A 15,787-nucleotide genomic window follows, 5' to 3' on the forward strand; every position below is an offset into this window, starting at 1 on the left:
AACTCTACTGTAGTTTGCGGCCGAACCAGAGCACCCGGCCGACGATGTTGATGGCGCGGCGTTCGAGCCCGTGCCAGCTTGGATAGGCGGCATTGTCGCTCACCACCGAAATCCGCCGTCCCTGGGGTTCGATGGCGATCCGCTTGACGCTGAGCGCGTCATCCATGCGCAGGACATAGATGCCGTCGCGAAGCCGTGATTGGCCGTCACCGAGGTCGACCATGACCTCGTCGCTGTCGTTGAGCGTGGGTTCCATCGAGTCGCCATGAACATGGATGATCGACAGACTTGAAGCCTTGCTTGGGGTGAGCTTGCGGAGCCAAACTTCGTCGAAACCGAATTGTCCGCTTTTGCTTTCCATTTCGGCGAGCGCGCCGTGACCGGCGGAGGCTTCAACGTCCAGAACCGGGATCTGCACCAGTTCGACAACAGGTGCGCTGCGATGAGAGGGGGCGCCCAGCACGCGCTCATCCACGCCAAAGAAGCGCGCGAGAATGTTGCGATCGCTCTCGTCCAGATACCGCGGGCTGCCTTTGCGGATGTACTGCTGGATGTAAGAGACATTGCGACCGAGGAGCCGGGAAATTCCCGAGTAGGTGCAGCCCTTGCGGGATGAGATGAGCTCGTCGAGAGCCTGTCGTGCTTCGTCCATCACACTGTCCTGTCACGAATGCTAGGAAAAATCATCCTAGACTCTAGGACGCCTTCCTAATATGAACATAACAAGAACGCAAGAGCAAAGCGAGTCGGACGGCGATGGAGCTACTGGAGCAGATCGAGACCTTTCTGGTGCGGACGAATACACCGCCGAGCAAGTTCGGGCGCATGGCAGTGGGAGATCCGCGGTTCGTGGAAGATTTGCGTTCTGGTCGTAGGCCGAGGCGGAAAACGCATGAACGGGTGAAGGAATATTTGTCCATTGCAATAGCGGAAATAGGTCACAAGATTACGACGTCAAATGGAGCACTCTGTCCTACCAATGTATCATCGGCGCGGCGTATCAGGAATGCTTCGACAAAATGTACACCCCGCCAACTGAGTTCCTCCCAGCGTCTGGCACCAACGGACGGTGCGTAAAAATCACCACGTCCCTGATGACGGGAAAGCGCGGCATAGCCTGTATTGGTGACGCGCCACTCAACACGATAACTGGAATCGATCGGTGCACCGCCCCACAGGCGTGCCTCAAACCAGAGGCCTCCATGAGCAGGAAGGGTGTCACCAGACGCGACCCGCCTTTCATCTGATGAGCGTCGGTGAGGATGGTATGTGGCCGTTACATTGACGTGGACCGGCGCCCCAGATCCACGAACCCACTGGGGGTCATGAAGGTGTGGAGGGCGGTAAAACCACGACGGAAGTATCCTGGTTCCGAAATCGCGAACTGCCTCAACCAAACGATCGGGATGGTGCGCCACACTGCTTAGCAAGGATCCAACGGTGATGGTCGCCTCGTCAATGGTCGCTGCAATCTTGGCGAGAGCGCCCTTACCGAATTCCTCTCCAAAAATTCGCTGCCAGGCAGATATGCTCTTGCTGAAGTCTTCCTCGGCAATGGCGTCATCGATCCAGCCTCGATATTTGTTCACAAACGAACGGAAGTTCGAGTACTCTTCATCGGTGAGGAGGGTGCCGAAGTCCTCGTCAGCCTGAGACGGATTGGAAACCAACGGCCGCGTTGCATTCGCTTGAAGGTAGTCGTCCAGCCTTCCCATCACTGTCTGCAGCGCGGATGGGGTGTCCTCGAATGCGGTCGTATTTTTGTCCAGCCAAGTAATTCGGTAGCCCAGCAATGTGGTCAGAAGCACTGAGGGGCACTTAAATGTCTTCTTGATGCCCCGCAGGTATTTTAGAAGACGCGTGACCTTGCGGAAGCTGTTGCTCCCTGAATAGCCGTTCCGCTCATTGAACCACTCAGTGTAGCGCTGGGGGTCGCTGCTTTCAAATGCGTTGGTTATCCGGTTGCATACTTCTTCAGACCCGTTGCCGTCTCGACCGACTACGAGCGGCGCAACGTCGATTTTTCGTTCGCCGGCGTAGGTTATTGTCACACAATGTGAGTAGCTAGAGACCTTGTCCCTATAGGTGGCACTTTCGCGGAATACCTGCCGGAGTGTGTTGATGTAGTCCCTTGGCTCCCAACCATCGACGTGCGAGACGCGCACCAGAATGTCGGCGTCAAACGGGCTTCCGGCGATTGGCTTTATGATTGTCCTTTGGGCCCACGATCCCTGCGCAAGGAAGCTTCGCAAGCGGGGCTCCCAATTGGAGTCGCGGATAAAAGTCTTAATGGCTTCGACGCTCGATTCCAGTTGGCCGAGCCGTGTCGTGTTCAAGTCAACGACGCCATCCATGAAATTCTTAAACAGTGCGGTGTGCTTCATGCGCCAGCGCTCCCGGTAGCTGCACGTGCTTCGTCGCGGTCGCGCTTATATTCAGCCCATCTTCGGTTGAGCCGGTTCTCCATACTCGCGAACACGCCTGGGACGGCTTCAGGAGCACTCTCCATCGCGTTGTTGTAATCGGTCATCGCGAGCAGGACGTCGCCTTGAGGAAAGCCTTTGGCATGTGCAGCAGCCATGCGGCTCTGGACGGACTCGGCTTCCCTGAACGCCTCTCGATGCTCGGTCATGGCGCCGAATACATCGGACGAGAGCAGGAAAACGAGGATCGCGAGAACGACCTTGATGCCGGTGATAGCTGTCACACGGTCCGTGAAAGGCACGCTAGCCAATGCGGCTGCGACCGCGAGCGCGATGAAGCCGACGAACAACGCGCCCATCGCGTTTCCGCTCATTCGATGGATATCCTTCGAATAGAAGGCCGATTCTTCGAGCAGCTCGCCAAGCCGCCGGTAGCCGGGAGGGGCTCCACTCGCATAGTAATCTGGGTTGATCTTGGCTTCGGCAAGCCCTTCATCGACGGTGAAGACCTGCCGAAGGCGCTGATATTCTTCAGGCGAGAACTCGGCGCCAAGACCACCGAGGATCAGGCTGGCTCTGCGCGCGGAATGGGCGGCGGACCTAGCGCGCCGATATACGCCTCGGACGATCCACCAAACGACAATCAGAATGGGTCCGACTATGGCGAGCAAATAGAGTAGTGTTTCGCCAGCGATCACCACGGATAAAGCAGTTGGCACGACGGCAAGAAATTGGACAACCAAGAGAATGAGGCGCCACTTCGATGCCTTATCAAATTCGGCCCTGAGATAGCCGACGAGATCGTTGGCGGAAATGGACATTGTAAATAACCTCCAAGTTCACTTCTTCTTGTTCGGGCGCTGCGTCAACGCCGACGCAGCGGCCGATTTGGCTGCGGTGCTCGACTTGGGATCGCGCAGCACCTTCGAGGCCGCAGTCGCGACCTTTTTGCTCGTAACTTCACTCTTCGAAGGTGTCTTGGCCATGTGGTCCTCCTGTTGCCCGACACGGTTTTGCTTGACGCGACTCCCGTGATGGGAATAGAAACTACACACGTCGTGCAGATGTGTCCATATAGTTTTTATCTGCATCCGGTTTGGAGGAAGATTCGGATGGCGGAAAGCCTGACGACATTGAAGTGGGGCGTGGAGCGTCGCCTCGAGTTCATCGAGTTTCGCCTGTTCTGGGAGGGCGGGGTCAATCGTTCGGACATCATCGATATGTTCGATGTCTCCGTGCCGCAGGCATCGAAGGATCTGACGCTCTACCAGGAGCGAGCTCCACACAACGCCCTCTATGACAAGAGCGCCAAGCGGTACGTCGCGAGCGACCTTTTCGAGCCCCATTTTCTCAAACCCGACCCGGACGGCTACCTGTCGCGCCTTCGGTCGGTTGCTGAAGGGCTGATCGACTTGTCGGAATCTTGGATCACCCAGGTTCCTGAAACTGACATAGCCTTGACGCCACGAAGGGATGTCGACGCAGCGGTCCTGCGCACGGTTCTCAGCGCAGTGCGCGATCACCGCTCGGTGGACATTCATTATCAGTCGATGAGCAAGGATCGGCCTGACTCGATCTGGCGGCGGATAACGCCCCACGCCTTTGGTTACGACGGGTTCCGCTGGCACGTCCGCGGCTATTGTCACGTCACCGACAAGTTCAAAGATTTCCTTCTGCCGCGGGTTCTCGGGATCGGCACCCTCGGCGAGCCTGGCGCGGCCTCTGATCAGGATGCGCTGTGGCAAGAGCGGTTCGGGGTAGAGATCGGGCCTCACCCGGATCTAACCGCCAGCCAGAAAGCGGTCGTCGCCAAAGACTATGGGATGGAGAAGGGCTCGGCGGTCCTCACCGTGCGCTACGCGATGCTCTTCTATGTTCTCAAACGGCTCGGCCTGTTGGGGGACGCCGCCAAGCTGCCGGCCCGAAGCCAGCATATCGTTGTCGTCAATCAAGCCGAGACCGAGGCGGCTTTGGAGAAAGCAGACTTTGCGGTGTGAGCATCGGTGCGGCTGCGGTCAGTAAAGGTAGATATGGCAAGGCTTGAAGAGATTCGAAACGGCGCGTCGGTGCGGGGCATCGCCTCGCCCCAGGCGGCCCAGATCCTTTCCGTAGACTGGATCGGGGATCAGGCGATCAATGTCGTCTACCGCGATCTGAACGGCGCCGTGGCTGAGGCCGTGCTCTATCGCGACGACGAATATCGGCTTGAAGTCGAGGTCAACGGGCGGCCTTGGTCGTTCGACGGAGATGGCGCATTGCTGCGCCTGGTCACCGAGGCTAATCGGATCAAGCTGGCGCATTATTTCGACCCTTATCTCGCGATCCACACCAGCCTTGTCGATCCGCTGCCGCACCAGATTTCGGCGGTTTATGGCGAGATGCTTCCGCGTCAGCCACTACGCTTCCTGCTGGCCGACGATCCTGGTGCGGGCAAGACGATCATGGCCGGCCTGCTGATCAAGGAGTTGATCGCGCGCAGTGATCTCGAGCGCTGTCTGGTGGTCGCGCCGGGCAGCTTGGTCGAGCAATGGCAGGACGAGCTAGTCACCTGAATCCGAAGTTCGGCTCATTGTTTTTTGGCAGAAGCGTCTGACCGAGGCGAGGATATCGTCGGCGGATTTGACCCATTTGTAGGGCTTGGGTTTTTCGTTGTGAGCGGCGATGAAGGCGGCGATATCGGCTTCGAGTTCGGCCGTTGAGCGGTGGACGGCTCGCTGCAATTGCTTGCGCGTCAACTCGGCGAACCAGCGTTCGACCTGATTGATCCACGATGCTGACGTCGGCGTGAAGTGCACGTGCCAGTGCGGACGACGGGCGAGCCAGGCCTTGATCCGGGGCGTCTTGTGGGTGGCGTAGTTGTCCATCACAAGGTGGACCTCGGGGCCTTTGGGCATTGCCGCATCGATCTGCTTGAGAAAATCGAGGAACTCTGTCGCGCGATGCCGCTTGTAGCATTTTCCGATCACGGCGCCCGTGGCAATGTCGAGCGCGGCGAACAGCGATGTCGTGCCGTTGCGGACGTAGGTATGGGTGCGTCGCTCGGGTATGCCGGGCGCCATCGGCAATACCGGCTGTTCGCGATCGAGTGCCTGGATTTGCGATTTCTCGTCCACGCATAGCACCACCGCACGGTTCGGAGGTGACAGGTACAGCCCGACGATGTCCTGCACCTTGTCGACGAACAGTGGATCACTCGACAGTTTGAACGTCTCCGAGCGGTGCGGCTGCAGGCCGAATGCGACCCAGATACGGCGGATCGTCGTGTGCGACAGACCAGCCTCCGCCGCCATCGAACGGATCGACCAATGCGTAGCATCCTTGGGCGTGGTGTTCAGCGTGCGCTCGATTACTTGCGCGACTTGCGCATCGCTCACCGTGCGCGGCCGACCCGCCCGATACTCGTCGGTCAGCCCTTCAACGCCGGCTTGCGCAAAACGACGACGCCACTTGCCGACCGTGTGCTCGTGAACCCCAAGCCGCTCGGCAACCTCCTTGCTCTGCAGCCCGTCCGCGCAAAGCAGGACCATCCGGCAGCGGTCCGATAACGAGCGAGGTGCCTTGTGACGCCGCACCTGCGATTCCAGAAACGTGCGTTCAGCGGCACTCAATGCCAACACGTCCGCCTGACGACCAACCATCCATGCCTCCTGCCACCACCAAGAAGCATATACAATGTAACTTATTTCAGTTCCAGGTGACTAGGTCAGAAGTTCAATCTCGAATTCGACATCCTCACCCGTGACATGATCGAGACGTCACGGTCAGGTAACCCGTTCGAGGACCGAAACCGGCTGATCGTGCGCCTCGATGTCCTGGCCAGGAACGAGGAGTTGCAAGAAAAACTGGCGAGCGCCCGCGAGTGGGATCTCATCATCTGCGACGAAGCGCATCGCATGTCGGCGACCTATTTTGGCGGTGACGTCAAATACACCAAACGCTACCAAGTCGGTCAAAAGCTCGGCGAAGCGTGTCGCCACCTGCTGCTGATGTCGGCCACGCCGCACAACGGCAAGGAGGAGGATTTCCAGCTTTTCATGGCGCTCCTCGACGGGGACCGTTTTGAGGGACGCTTCCGCGACGGCGTTCACTACGCCGACACCGCCGACATGATGCGCCGCCTCACCAAGGAGGAACTGCTCCGCTTCGACGGTCGACCGCTGTTTCCGGAACGCCGGGCGTACACCGTCAAATATCAGCTCTCCGAGCTGGAGGCGGCGCTCTATACCGCCGTCACCGAGTATGTGCGAACCGAGATGAATCGGGTGCAGCGCTTCGCCGAAGGAGACGGAAAGAAGCGCAACAATGTCGGCTTCGCCCTGCAGATTCTCCAGCGGCGCCTCGCCTCATCGCCGGCGGCTATCTACCAGTCGCTCAAGCGCCGGCGCGAGCGGCTTGAAAACGAACTCGGGGAAGCGCGCCTTGCCGCCAAGGGCCGCCGTGCGGGCTTTACCGCGCCGGACGTAAACGCCGACATCCTCAAGAATATCGAGGAATATGGCCAGGACGAGATCGACGACCTCGAAGACCTGATCGCGACCGGCGCGACGACTGCAGAGACGGTTGAGCAGCTCGCGCTGGAAGTTGAGACGCTCAAAGGCCTGGAGACCATGGCGCTTGGCGTCCTGCGTTCCGGCCTCGACGCCAAATGGACGCAGCTCAATCGTATCCTCGACGATGATCTGATGGTCGATGCCGACGGCAATCGTCGCAAGCTGATCATCTTCACCGAGCCCAAGGACACGCTCCATTATCTGGTGGACAAGGTCCGCGCTCGGCTCGGCAATCCTGATGCGGTCGATGTGATTCACGGCGGCGTGTCGCGGGAAGAGCGGCGCAAGGTCATCGAGCGGTTCATGCAGGATCGCGACATGCTGGTGCTCATCGCCAACGATGCGGCCGGCGAAGGTGTGAACCTTCAGCGCGGCCATCTCATGGTCAACTACGACTTGCCCTGGAATCCCAACAAGATCGAACAGCGTTTCGGCCGTATCCACCGGATCGGCCAGACCGAAGTCTGCCACCTGTGGAATCTGGTGGCGGCCGATACCCGCGAAGGCGAAGTGTATGCCCGGCTTCTTGAAAAGCTCGAGGCGGCGCGCGAAGCCTTGGGCGGCCGCGTTTATGATGTCCTGGGCGAACTTTTCGAGGGCGTCGCGCTCAAGGATCTCCTGTTTCAGGCCATCCAGTATGGCGAGCAGGAGGACGTCAAAGCCAGGCTATTCCGTCAGGTCGATGGCGCGGTCGATCAAGGTCACCTGCTTGAGTTGCTCCAGCGGCGCGCGCTGACCAACGACACCATGCCCGAGGCCAAGGTCGAGGAGCTGCGCCTGGAGATGGAGCGCGCCGAAGCCCAGCGGCTTCAACCGCACCATGTCCAGAGCTTCTTCGTCGAAGCTTTCCAGCATCTGGGCGGCAAGATGAAGCGCCGGGAGGAGGGGCGTTGGGAAATCACCCATGTTCCGGTCCGGATCCGCGAGCGGGATCGCCAGATCGGGACCGGCGCGCCGATCCAGAAGAAGTATGAGCGCATCTGTTTCGAAAAGGGCCGGATCAACCAGCAACCGGTCGCGACATTCGTGTGCCCGGGGCATCCATTGCTCGAAGCGGTGATCAGTATCGTGCGCGAGCAATATGAGCAGATCATGCGTCAGGGCGCGATACTCGTCGACGACCTTGATGCGGGGACTGACCTGTCCGCGGTGTTTCTTCTTGAGCACAGTATTCAGGATGGCCGGGCGACCAGCGCGGGCAAGCCGCATGTGGTGTCTCAGAAGCTTCAATTCGCCTCGATCAACAAGGCCGGGGAGGCCGTCAACGCCGGCATCGCGCCGCACCTCAACCTGCGCCCTGCGACCCCTGAGGAGATCGCCTGCGTTCAGGACGTCCTCCACGAAGACTGGCTGACCACCGAGCTGGAAAAGACGGCCGTGCGGTTCGCGACGGTCGAACTGGCGCAGGCTCATGTGGCCGAGGTCAAGGCGCGCCGCTTGCCCGAGATTGAGAAGGTCGAGCGCGAGGTGCGCGCCCGCCTCAAGAAGGAGATCAACTACTGGGACTCGCGGGCGTTCGAACTGAAGGAAGAAGAGAAGGCCGGTAAGAAGACGCGCTTGAGCTGGCAAAACGCCCAACGGCGCGCCGAGGACCTAGCCGAGCGCCAAAAGCGGCGCATGGATCAGCTCGAACAGGAGCGGTTCATTTCATCGCAGCCTCCCAGGGTGCGGGGCGGGATGGTTGTACTCCCGCGCGGCCTTCTAGACGCGCGCGCCATTCCAGGCACAGACCCTGCCAAGGGAGCGCCACCTCCGTTCTCGGCCGATGCCGAGGCGCGTCGCGTCATCGAGCTGGCTGCGATGGAAGCGGTAATTGCGACGGAGCGGGCGCTGGGCAACGTGCCCAGCGATGTGTCCGCGCAGAAGGTGGGCTATGATATCGCGTCCTACGATCCCGCGACGAAACATCTGCGCTTCATCGAGGTCAAGGGCCGTATCCACGGCGCCGATAGCGTGATGATCACCCGACAGGAGGTAATCACCTCGCTCCATGAGCCGGAAAAATATATCCTCGCTATTGTTCAGGTTGAGAATGGAATTGCGCAGGCGCCGCGCTATCTACATGGCCCGTTATCGGACCATGAGCCTTCGTTTGAGGCAACTGCAATACAGTTCGACCTCGCAAAGCTACTCTCCCGATCAGGACTGCCCTTATGAGTGAAGAGAATTTGACCCAAGAGCCGCGCGGCCATTCTGTCGTGTATTCCTTTTTCAACAGGTGGGAAGCGCCACTGAAATCGGGGAAGGTCCATGTCTTCTTTCGAAAGCGCTTTCCGTCGAAGCTGCCTGACCGGGTCTACTTCTACATTGGCGCACCCGTCATGGCAGTCGTAGGCAGTGCGAAAGTAACGAAGATAGAGCGTGTAAGCGCAAGTCAGGCGCTCACCCTCGCCGCCCGAGGCTGCATACCCGAAGTCGAACTCGCTAAATATCTCGCTGGCAGAGATTCCGTTGGCGCGATCTATATGGAAAGCTTCGAGTTCTTCAATCATCCAGTTAGCGCGGACGATATTTCGAGCAGGATGGTCTTTTCGCCACCTCAGAACTTCCAAAATCTGAGCGCACAAGATGAGCAAATGTTAGTGGAGATGGGGCGTTGACCGTAAAGAAGCTTATCGAGGTGGCGTTGCCCCTCGAAGCAATCAATGCTGCGTCGGCCCGCGAGAAGTCGATACGACACGGGCATCCCTCCACCCTACACCTGTGGTGGGCGCGGCGCCCGTTGGCGGCTTGCCGGGCGGTGCTATTCGCACAGTTGGTCGACGATCCGTCCAGCCATCCTGAGGTTTTCACGACGGAAGCCGCGGTCGACGTGGAGCGGGCACGCCTGTTCCGGATCATTGAAGATCTCGTTGTGTGGGAAAACTCCGCCAACGAAGAGGTGCTTGAACGGGCGAGGATCGAGATTCGGCGAAGCTGTGATGGCCGTCTGCCGCAAATTTATGATCCTTTCTCAGGGGGCGGCTCGATCACGCTAGAGGCGCAGCGGCTTGGTCTGCCAGCGCAGGGCTCTGATCTCAATCCGGTCGCGGTGATGATCGGAAAGGCGTTGGTCGAGCTGCCCTCGCTATTCTAAGGGCAAGGCCCGATCCATCCCGGACCTCAAGACCGCATTTATTACCGAAACGCTGAAGGCTTGGCGGAAGACGTGCGTTATTACGGTGAGCGTCTGCGGGATCTTGCTTTTCAGCGGATCGGTCATCTCTATCCCAACGTGACGTTGCCCGATGCATACGGTGGTGGCGAGGCCATCCCAATCGCATGGATATGGTCGCGAACGGTGCCGAGCCCTGACCCCGCCTTCTCCGGTGCCCAGGTTCCGATCGCCTCATCGTTTCTCTTGAGCGCTAAGCCGGGGAAGGAAGTTTGGATTCAGCCTGTCGTCGATAAGGCCTCGATGACCATCTCCTATGAAATCAGGCGCGGTGGAACCAAGACCGAGCTGGCCAGGGCGAAGGAAGGCACAAAGGCCGGGCGAGGTGCCAATTTCCGGTGCTTGCTCTCTGATACTGCAATCACGCCCGATTATGTGAAGAGCATCGGACGTGCCGGTCGCATGGGCCAAGTGCTAATGGCGATCGTCGCGGAAGGCAAAAATGGTCGAGCTTATGCAGCTCCGACGCCTGAACAGGTTAATGCTGCCTTCGCGGCCAAACCGAAATGGAAGCCGACAACAAATCTACCCAATGATCCAAGAAATTTCTGGACTGTCGATTACGGTCTAACGACTTTTGGTGATCTGTTCACAGATCGCCAGCTTGTAGCCCTGACAACATTTAGCGATCTAGTTCACGATGTACGGGCTATTATCGAGAAGGATGCCTTGGCATCCGGAATGCTAGATGACCACGCGCGTTTAGCCGACAGCGGCAAAGGCGCTAAGGCGTATGCAGAGGCGGTGGCTGTTTACCTAGGCTTCCTTACCGGCCAACTTGCCAATCATTGTTCAACCATATGCGGGTGGAACGCGCCCAATCAGCAAATGCGCTCGACCTTCGCCCGCCAGGCTATCCCGATGACTTGGGATTTTGCCGAAGTTAATGTATTTAGCACCTCAAGCGGCAGCTATCACAGCCTCTTCAGCCGTATGGTGAAGGGGTTTGAGGCCATTGGTGCCGGCGTGCAGCAAGCATGTGTAACTCAGGCCGATGCACAGAGCCTATCGTACAATGCGGGAACAGTCGTCTCCACCGATCCGCCTTATTACGACAATATTGCTTATGCCGATCTGTCAGACTTCTTTTTCTGTTGGATGAAGCCGTCTCTGAAGGAAGTGTATCCCGATCTTTTTGGGCTCCTCGTCACACCGAAGGCTGATGAGCTTGTTGCCACCCCTTATCGGCATGGTGGTCGCGAGGCCGCTGACACATTCTTTTTGCAGGGAATGAGGCGGGCAATTACGACTATGGCTCAGCAGACGTCGGCTGATTTCCCGACGACCATATATTATGCCTTCAAGCAGAGTGAGGTGGAGCAGGAGGGTATAAGCTCTACTGGTTGGGCCACGTTCATTCAGTCTATCGTCGAGGCTGGCTACGCAGTGGTGGGAACATGGCCACTTCGGACCGAGAAGCCGGGGCGGATGATCGCCGTTGGAACTAACGCGCTCGCTAACTCAGTGGTGCTGGTCTGTCGTAAGAGAGACATTGCTGCAGAGGCGATCACGAGAGCCGAATTCATCCGCGCGTTGAAGCGGGAGCTACCGCCCGCAATTTCTGAATTGCAATCCGTGAGCATCGCGCCTGCGGACATGCCGCAGTCGGCGATCGGCCCCGGCATGGGGATTTTCTCTCGTTATGGCGCCGTCTTGGAGTCGGATGATACGCCAATGACCGTCAAAGTCGCCTTGCAGCTCATCAATCGTGAGCTGGATGAATACCTTGGCGGCATCCAAGGCGAATTTGATCCCGACACCCGCTTTGCGATTACATGGTTTGAGCAAAACGGTTTGAAGGCAGGTGATTACGGCACCGCGAACTCCATCGCTCAAGCACGCGGTGTGTCGGTCGAAAGTGTCCGCCATGCTGGGATCGTTGAAGGTCAAGCCGGCAAAGTTCGCATCCTCGCGCGCGACGAGTTGGACGACACCTGGGACCCTGCAGCAGATGGCCATCTGACAGTCTGGGAGGCGTGCCAGCATCTCGTTCGCGCGCTCGAGAATGACGGTGAAGCCAGTGCAGCGTTGCTCTTGAAGAAGCTGGGATCGGAGATGGCAGAAGCCGTCAAGGATCTGGCCTATTGCTTGTACGGCATCTGCGAGAAGCGAGCCGATGCCAAGGAAGCCACTTCTTACAATGCATTGATCGCCGTCTGGACCGAGCTTACCCGGCAGGCGGCGGCAATCCACGACACGGGTGGCGATCGCCAGACCCGGTTGGATCTCTGAGGGGTACGAGTAAATGGCCAAAAGTACGCGCCAGCAAGTGTTTGAAGGTATGGAGCTGCTGCCCGAGGCGCTGATCCCTTTTGTGGAAAAGCGGCTGGAGAGTTCGCTTAAGGGGCATTGGCAGGTCCAGGTGCTGGAGAAGCTGCCCGGCCTGCGCCCCAACGGCAAAGGCGAAGTGGGCTGGGATCAGGCCGCCCTCTTCAACGCCATGGACCGCTTCTGGATGGACGCGTTCAAGGCCGTGCTGGGTCGCGCCGAGCGATCTTTGGTCAATGAGTTGGTCGACGTCCGCAACAAGCTCTCGCACAACGAGACCTTCACTTACGATGACGCCGAGCGCGCGCTGGACTCCATGCGCCGTCTGATGGAGGCGATCAGCGCTGGCGAGACGGCCGAGCAGCTCTCCAGGATGCGCGATACGATCCTGCGCACGAAATTCACCGAGCTTCAGCGCAATGAGGAGCGTCGCAAGACGCAGCGGCTGGATATCTCCGTCGAGACCGTTGCTGGCCTGCTTCCCTGGCGCGAGGTGGTCGAGCCCCACCAGGACGTAGCCACCGGCGAGTTCCAGCAGGCCGAATTCGCGGCCGACCTCGGCAAGGTTCATACGGGCAGCGCTCCGGCAGAATACCGTGATCCGCAGCAATTCTTCAGCCGGACCTATCTGACCGAAGGCTTAAGTACGCTGCTTGTAGGTGCCGCCAAACGCCTGTCGGGCGGTGGCGGTGATCCGGTTGTCGAGCTGCAAACCAACTTTGGCGGCGGCAAGACCCACTCGATGCTGGCGCTCTATCATATGGCTGGCGGTACGCCGGCGCAGGATCTGTCGGGTCTCGATCAACTGCTCGATGAGCATGGTCTGGCGGTCCCGGCCAAGATAAATCGCGCCGTTCTGGTCGGAACGTCGCGCGGGCCGCAGGACGTTCTCAACGCCACTGGCGACAGGAAAATCCGCACGACCTGGGGCGAGCTGGCATGGCAGCTCGGTGGCGAAGACGCCTTCGACATGATCGCGGAGAATGACGCGAAGGGCATCGCGCCTGGGTCGAACCTCCTCGAGGAAATCTTCAACAAATACTCGCCGTGCCTGATCCTGATCGACGAATGGGTCGCCTATCTGCGCCAAATCTACCGGGTCGAAGGTCTCCCGTCCGGCTCATTTGACGCCAACCTGTCGTTCGTCCAGTCGCTGACCGAAGCCGTGAAGGCGAGCCCGGGCACATTGCTGGTGGCGTCGCTGCCCGCGTCGCAGATCGAAGTCGGCGGCGAAGGTGGCCAGGAAGCTCTGGCTCGGCTGAAGCAGACCTTTAGTCGCGTGGAATCGTCATGGCGTCCGGCTTCGCAGGAAGAGAGCTACGAAATCGTTCGCCGTCGGCTCTTCAAGCAGATCCCCGGCGATAAATTCCATCACCGCGATAATACGCTCAAGCAGTTCGCCAAGCTTTATCGCGAGAACTCGAACGACTTCCCGCAGGGCTGCGCCGACGAAGATTATCGTCGAAAGCTGGAGAAGGCCTATCCCATCCATCCGGAGCTGTTCGATCAGCTCTACACGAGCTGGGGCTCGCTGGAAAAATTTCAGCGTACGCGTGGCGTTCTGCGGCTTATGGCGCAGGTCATCCACGAATTGTGGATGAACGGTGACCCGTCCGTGATGATCATGCCTGGCAGCGTCTCAGTCAGTTCGCCGCGGGTGGAACCCGAACTGCTGCACTACCTCGATGTCAGTTGGCAGTCGATCATCGCGGCTGACGTCGATGGCACGGCCGCCACGCCGTACAAAGTCGATCAGTCCGCGCCGAACCTCAATCGCTACTCAGCGACGCGGCGCGTGGCCCGGGCGATCTTCATGGGTACGGCACCGACGCATCAGCAGCAGAATACGGGCCTCGACGACAAGCAGATCAATCTGGGCGTCGTCCAGCCCGGCGAGCGCCCTGCCATCTTTGGCGACGCGCTGCGGCGGCTGACCAATCAAGCCAAGTTCATGCACGCCGATCTGGGGCGCTACTGGTACTCGATGTCGGCCAGCCTCAACCGCATCGCGGCGGATCGTGCCGCGCAGCTTGAAAGCGCGCTGGTCCTGATGACCATCGACAATGAGCTGACGAAATACATCAACGGCATCGCTGACCGTGGTCATTTCGACGCCGTGCAGGTGGCGCCCTCGACCTCCGCGGAGGTGCCCGATGAGGCAGGTGGCGTTCGCGCTGTCGTGCTGGGTGTCGCCCATCCCCATACCGGACGCGACGGATCCGAGGCGCTGACCGAGGCCAAGGAGATATTGATCCAGCGCGGCAGCACGCCGCGCGTCTATCGTAATATGCTGGTTTTCATCGCTGCGGAGGCACGTCAGCTCGACAACCTCAAGGATGCCGTCCGCTCGGCCTTGGCCTGGGGCGAGATCGTCCGCGATACGGATCGGCTCAACCTGACCCAGAGCGACAGCGCGCTGGCCAAAGCGAAGCTCACCGAGGCGAACGAGACCGTCAAGACACGCCTGAAAGAAGCGTGGTGCTATCTTCACTATCCGGTCCAGGAGAGCGCGCAGGCCGAAGTCGAGTGGGTTTCGGGCAAGGTGCCAGCCCAGGACGGTCTTCTTGCGCGGGCGAGCAAGAAGCTGGTGGCGGAGGAGGGGTTGCTCCCCGAGCTTGGCCCCACTCGCCTTGACCGGGATCTCCAGAAATACATCTGGAACGGCAAGCCGCATCTCTCGCTCAAGGATCTGTGGGAATATCTGAACCGCTACACCTACCTGCCCCGGCTTAAGAACCAGGCTGTGCTGGTGAAGACGGTGCAGGCCGCCATTGCGGGGATGCTGCCCGGGCCGTTTGGTTTTGCGGAGCGGTGGGACGACAAGACCGACACCTATCTAGGACTGGCGATCGAGCGCGCCACCAACGCCGCCGTTGTGATCGATAGCGACAGTGTCATCATCAAGCCTGACGTGGCTGAAGCGCATCGCGCGGCGCCGGTGCAGCCCGGTTCGCCCACCGTCCCAGGCGCTCCCGCCAGTCCAGAAGGTGCGCCACCGATCGCCGGTCCCGCAGATGGAACGCCGGATACCCCGCCGCCGGAGCGCAAGCCGACCCGGTTCCTAGGAACCGTCATGATCTCGGCCGAGCGACCGGCGCGGGAAATTCATCAAATCGTCGAAGGTATCGTAGAGCAACTCACGACGATCCCCGGCAGCGTAGTTTCGCTCAAGCTCGAAATCGACGCCGACGTTCCATCAGGTTTAGACCGAGCCAAGGTCCGGACGTTGATTGAAAATGCGAACACCCTCGGGTTCATAGACAAATCTGTTGAATAAGCGAGGCAGCTTTAGGGACGACCTGCCTGCTGAAGAATGCCCTCGGCTGGGAATGGCGTCGGATATTCGGTTTGCATGTCTTGCCGGGCTGGCAGGAAGGGCCTTGGTCTCATCG

Annotated in this window: 11 protein-coding genes and 1 pseudogene; 7 read left to right on the top strand and 5 right to left on the bottom strand. The window is 59.4% G+C overall.

Going from position 1 to position 15,787, the window contains the following annotated elements; all coding sequences use genetic code 11:
- Positions 1-4: 4 nt before the first annotated feature.
- The 4 genes from NUH86_RS02025 to NUH86_RS02040 all read right to left on the bottom strand — a co-directional run bounded on the left by NUH86_RS02025 (position 5) and on the right by NUH86_RS02040 (position 3,409).
- Complete coding sequence (locus NUH86_RS02025; protein ID WP_267251040.1) at positions 5-652, bottom strand: S24 family peptidase; 648 nt, start codon at positions 650-652, stop codon at positions 5-7.
- A 286-nt stretch (positions 653-938) separates the two neighbouring features.
- On the bottom strand, positions 939-2,384 hold the full coding sequence (locus NUH86_RS02030; protein WP_267251041.1) for an SMODS domain-containing nucleotidyltransferase: 1,446 nt from the start codon (positions 2,382-2,384) through the stop codon (positions 939-941).
- A complete protein-coding gene (locus tag NUH86_RS02035) occupies positions 2,381-3,244 on the bottom strand; it encodes a hypothetical protein (protein WP_267251042.1) in 864 nt (287 codons plus the stop codon). Before NUH86_RS02035 ends, NUH86_RS02030 begins: the two co-directional genes overlap by 4 nt.
- An 18-nt stretch (positions 3,245-3,262) precedes the next feature.
- A complete protein-coding gene (locus NUH86_RS02040; protein ID WP_267251043.1) occupies positions 3,263-3,409 on the bottom strand; it encodes a hypothetical protein in 147 nt (48 codons plus the stop codon).
- A gap of 126 nt (positions 3,410-3,535) precedes the next feature.
- On the opposite strand from NUH86_RS02040, the gene NUH86_RS02045 reads away from it, so the two are divergent.
- Both NUH86_RS02045 and NUH86_RS02050 read left to right on the top strand, forming a co-directional pair.
- Entirely contained in the window at positions 3,536-4,420 is an 885-nt protein-coding gene (locus tag NUH86_RS02045) for a helix-turn-helix transcriptional regulator (protein WP_267251044.1), read from the top strand.
- 33 nt (positions 4,421-4,453) lie between these two features.
- Positions 4,454-4,966, top strand: a pseudogene (locus NUH86_RS02050) (SNF2-related protein); the annotation flags it as partial.
- On the opposite strand, the gene NUH86_RS02055 reads toward NUH86_RS02050, so the two are convergent.
- Positions 4,964-6,061 (bottom strand): IS630 family transposase, encoded by a 1,098-nt coding sequence (locus NUH86_RS02055; RefSeq protein ID WP_267251045.1) that lies wholly within the window; start codon positions 6,059-6,061, stop codon positions 4,964-4,966. The pseudogene NUH86_RS02050 and the gene NUH86_RS02055 overlap by 3 nt on opposite strands.
- A 105-nt stretch (positions 6,062-6,166) precedes the next feature.
- Here NUH86_RS02055 and NUH86_RS02060 point away from each other — a divergent pair, with 105 nt between their 5' ends.
- From NUH86_RS02060 to NUH86_RS02080, 5 genes are read left to right on the top strand one after another with little or no spacing between them, the layout of a single operon-like run.
- Positions 6,167-9,130 (top strand): protein NO VEIN domain-containing protein, encoded by a 2,964-nt coding sequence (locus NUH86_RS02060; RefSeq protein WP_267251046.1) that lies wholly within the window; start codon positions 6,167-6,169, stop codon positions 9,128-9,130.
- Positions 9,127-9,573 (top strand): hypothetical protein, encoded by a 447-nt coding sequence (locus tag NUH86_RS02065; protein ID WP_267251047.1) that lies wholly within the window; start codon positions 9,127-9,129, stop codon positions 9,571-9,573. Before NUH86_RS02060 ends, NUH86_RS02065 begins: the two co-directional genes overlap by 4 nt.
- A complete protein-coding gene (locus NUH86_RS02070) occupies positions 9,570-10,049 on the top strand; it encodes a DUF1156 domain-containing protein (protein ID WP_267251048.1) in 480 nt (159 codons plus the stop codon). Before NUH86_RS02065 ends, NUH86_RS02070 begins: the two co-directional genes overlap by 4 nt.
- A gap of 60 nt (positions 10,050-10,109) precedes the next feature.
- Positions 10,110-12,359 carry a DUF1156 domain-containing protein gene (locus NUH86_RS02075; protein WP_267251049.1) on the top strand — a complete coding sequence of 750 codons (2,250 nt, stop codon included), beginning with the start codon at positions 10,110-10,112 and terminating at the stop codon, positions 12,357-12,359.
- Positions 12,360-12,372: 13 nt separating this feature from the next.
- Positions 12,373-15,672, top strand: a complete 3,300-nt coding sequence (locus NUH86_RS02080; RefSeq protein WP_267251050.1) for a DUF499 domain-containing protein — start codon at positions 12,373-12,375, stop codon at positions 15,670-15,672.
- Positions 15,673-15,787 lie beyond the last annotated feature (115 nt).

This window comes from Sphingobium sp. JS3065, from assembly GCF_026427355.1.
Classification (GTDB): Bacteria; Pseudomonadota; Alphaproteobacteria; order Sphingomonadales; family Sphingomonadaceae; genus Sphingobium.

Excerpts from the sequence above, each read along its gene's own strand:
- NUH86_RS02025 (WP_267251040.1), bottom strand. The coding sequence starts at position 652 with ATGGACGAAGCACGACAGGCTCTCGACGAGCTCATCTCATCCCGCAAG.
- NUH86_RS02030 (WP_267251041.1), bottom strand. The coding sequence starts at position 2,384 with ATGAAGCACACCGCACTGTTTAAGAATTTCATGGATGGCGTCGTTGAC.
- NUH86_RS02035 (WP_267251042.1), bottom strand. The coding sequence starts at position 3,244 with ATGTCCATTTCCGCCAACGATCTCGTCGGCTATCTCAGGGCCGAATTT.
- NUH86_RS02040 (WP_267251043.1), bottom strand. The coding sequence starts at position 3,409 with ATGGCCAAGACACCTTCGAAGAGTGAAGTTACGAGCAAAAAGGTCGCG.
- NUH86_RS02045 (WP_267251044.1), top strand. The coding sequence starts at position 3,536 with ATGGCGGAAAGCCTGACGACATTGAAGTGGGGCGTGGAGCGTCGCCTC.
- NUH86_RS02055 (WP_267251045.1), bottom strand. The coding sequence starts at position 6,061 with ATGGTTGGTCGTCAGGCGGACGTGTTGGCATTGAGTGCCGCTGAACGC.
- NUH86_RS02060 (WP_267251046.1), top strand. The coding sequence starts at position 6,167 with ATGATCGAGACGTCACGGTCAGGTAACCCGTTCGAGGACCGAAACCGG.
- NUH86_RS02065 (WP_267251047.1), top strand. The coding sequence starts at position 9,127 with ATGAGTGAAGAGAATTTGACCCAAGAGCCGCGCGGCCATTCTGTCGTG.
- NUH86_RS02080 (WP_267251050.1), top strand. The coding sequence starts at position 12,373 with ATGGCCAAAAGTACGCGCCAGCAAGTGTTTGAAGGTATGGAGCTGCTG.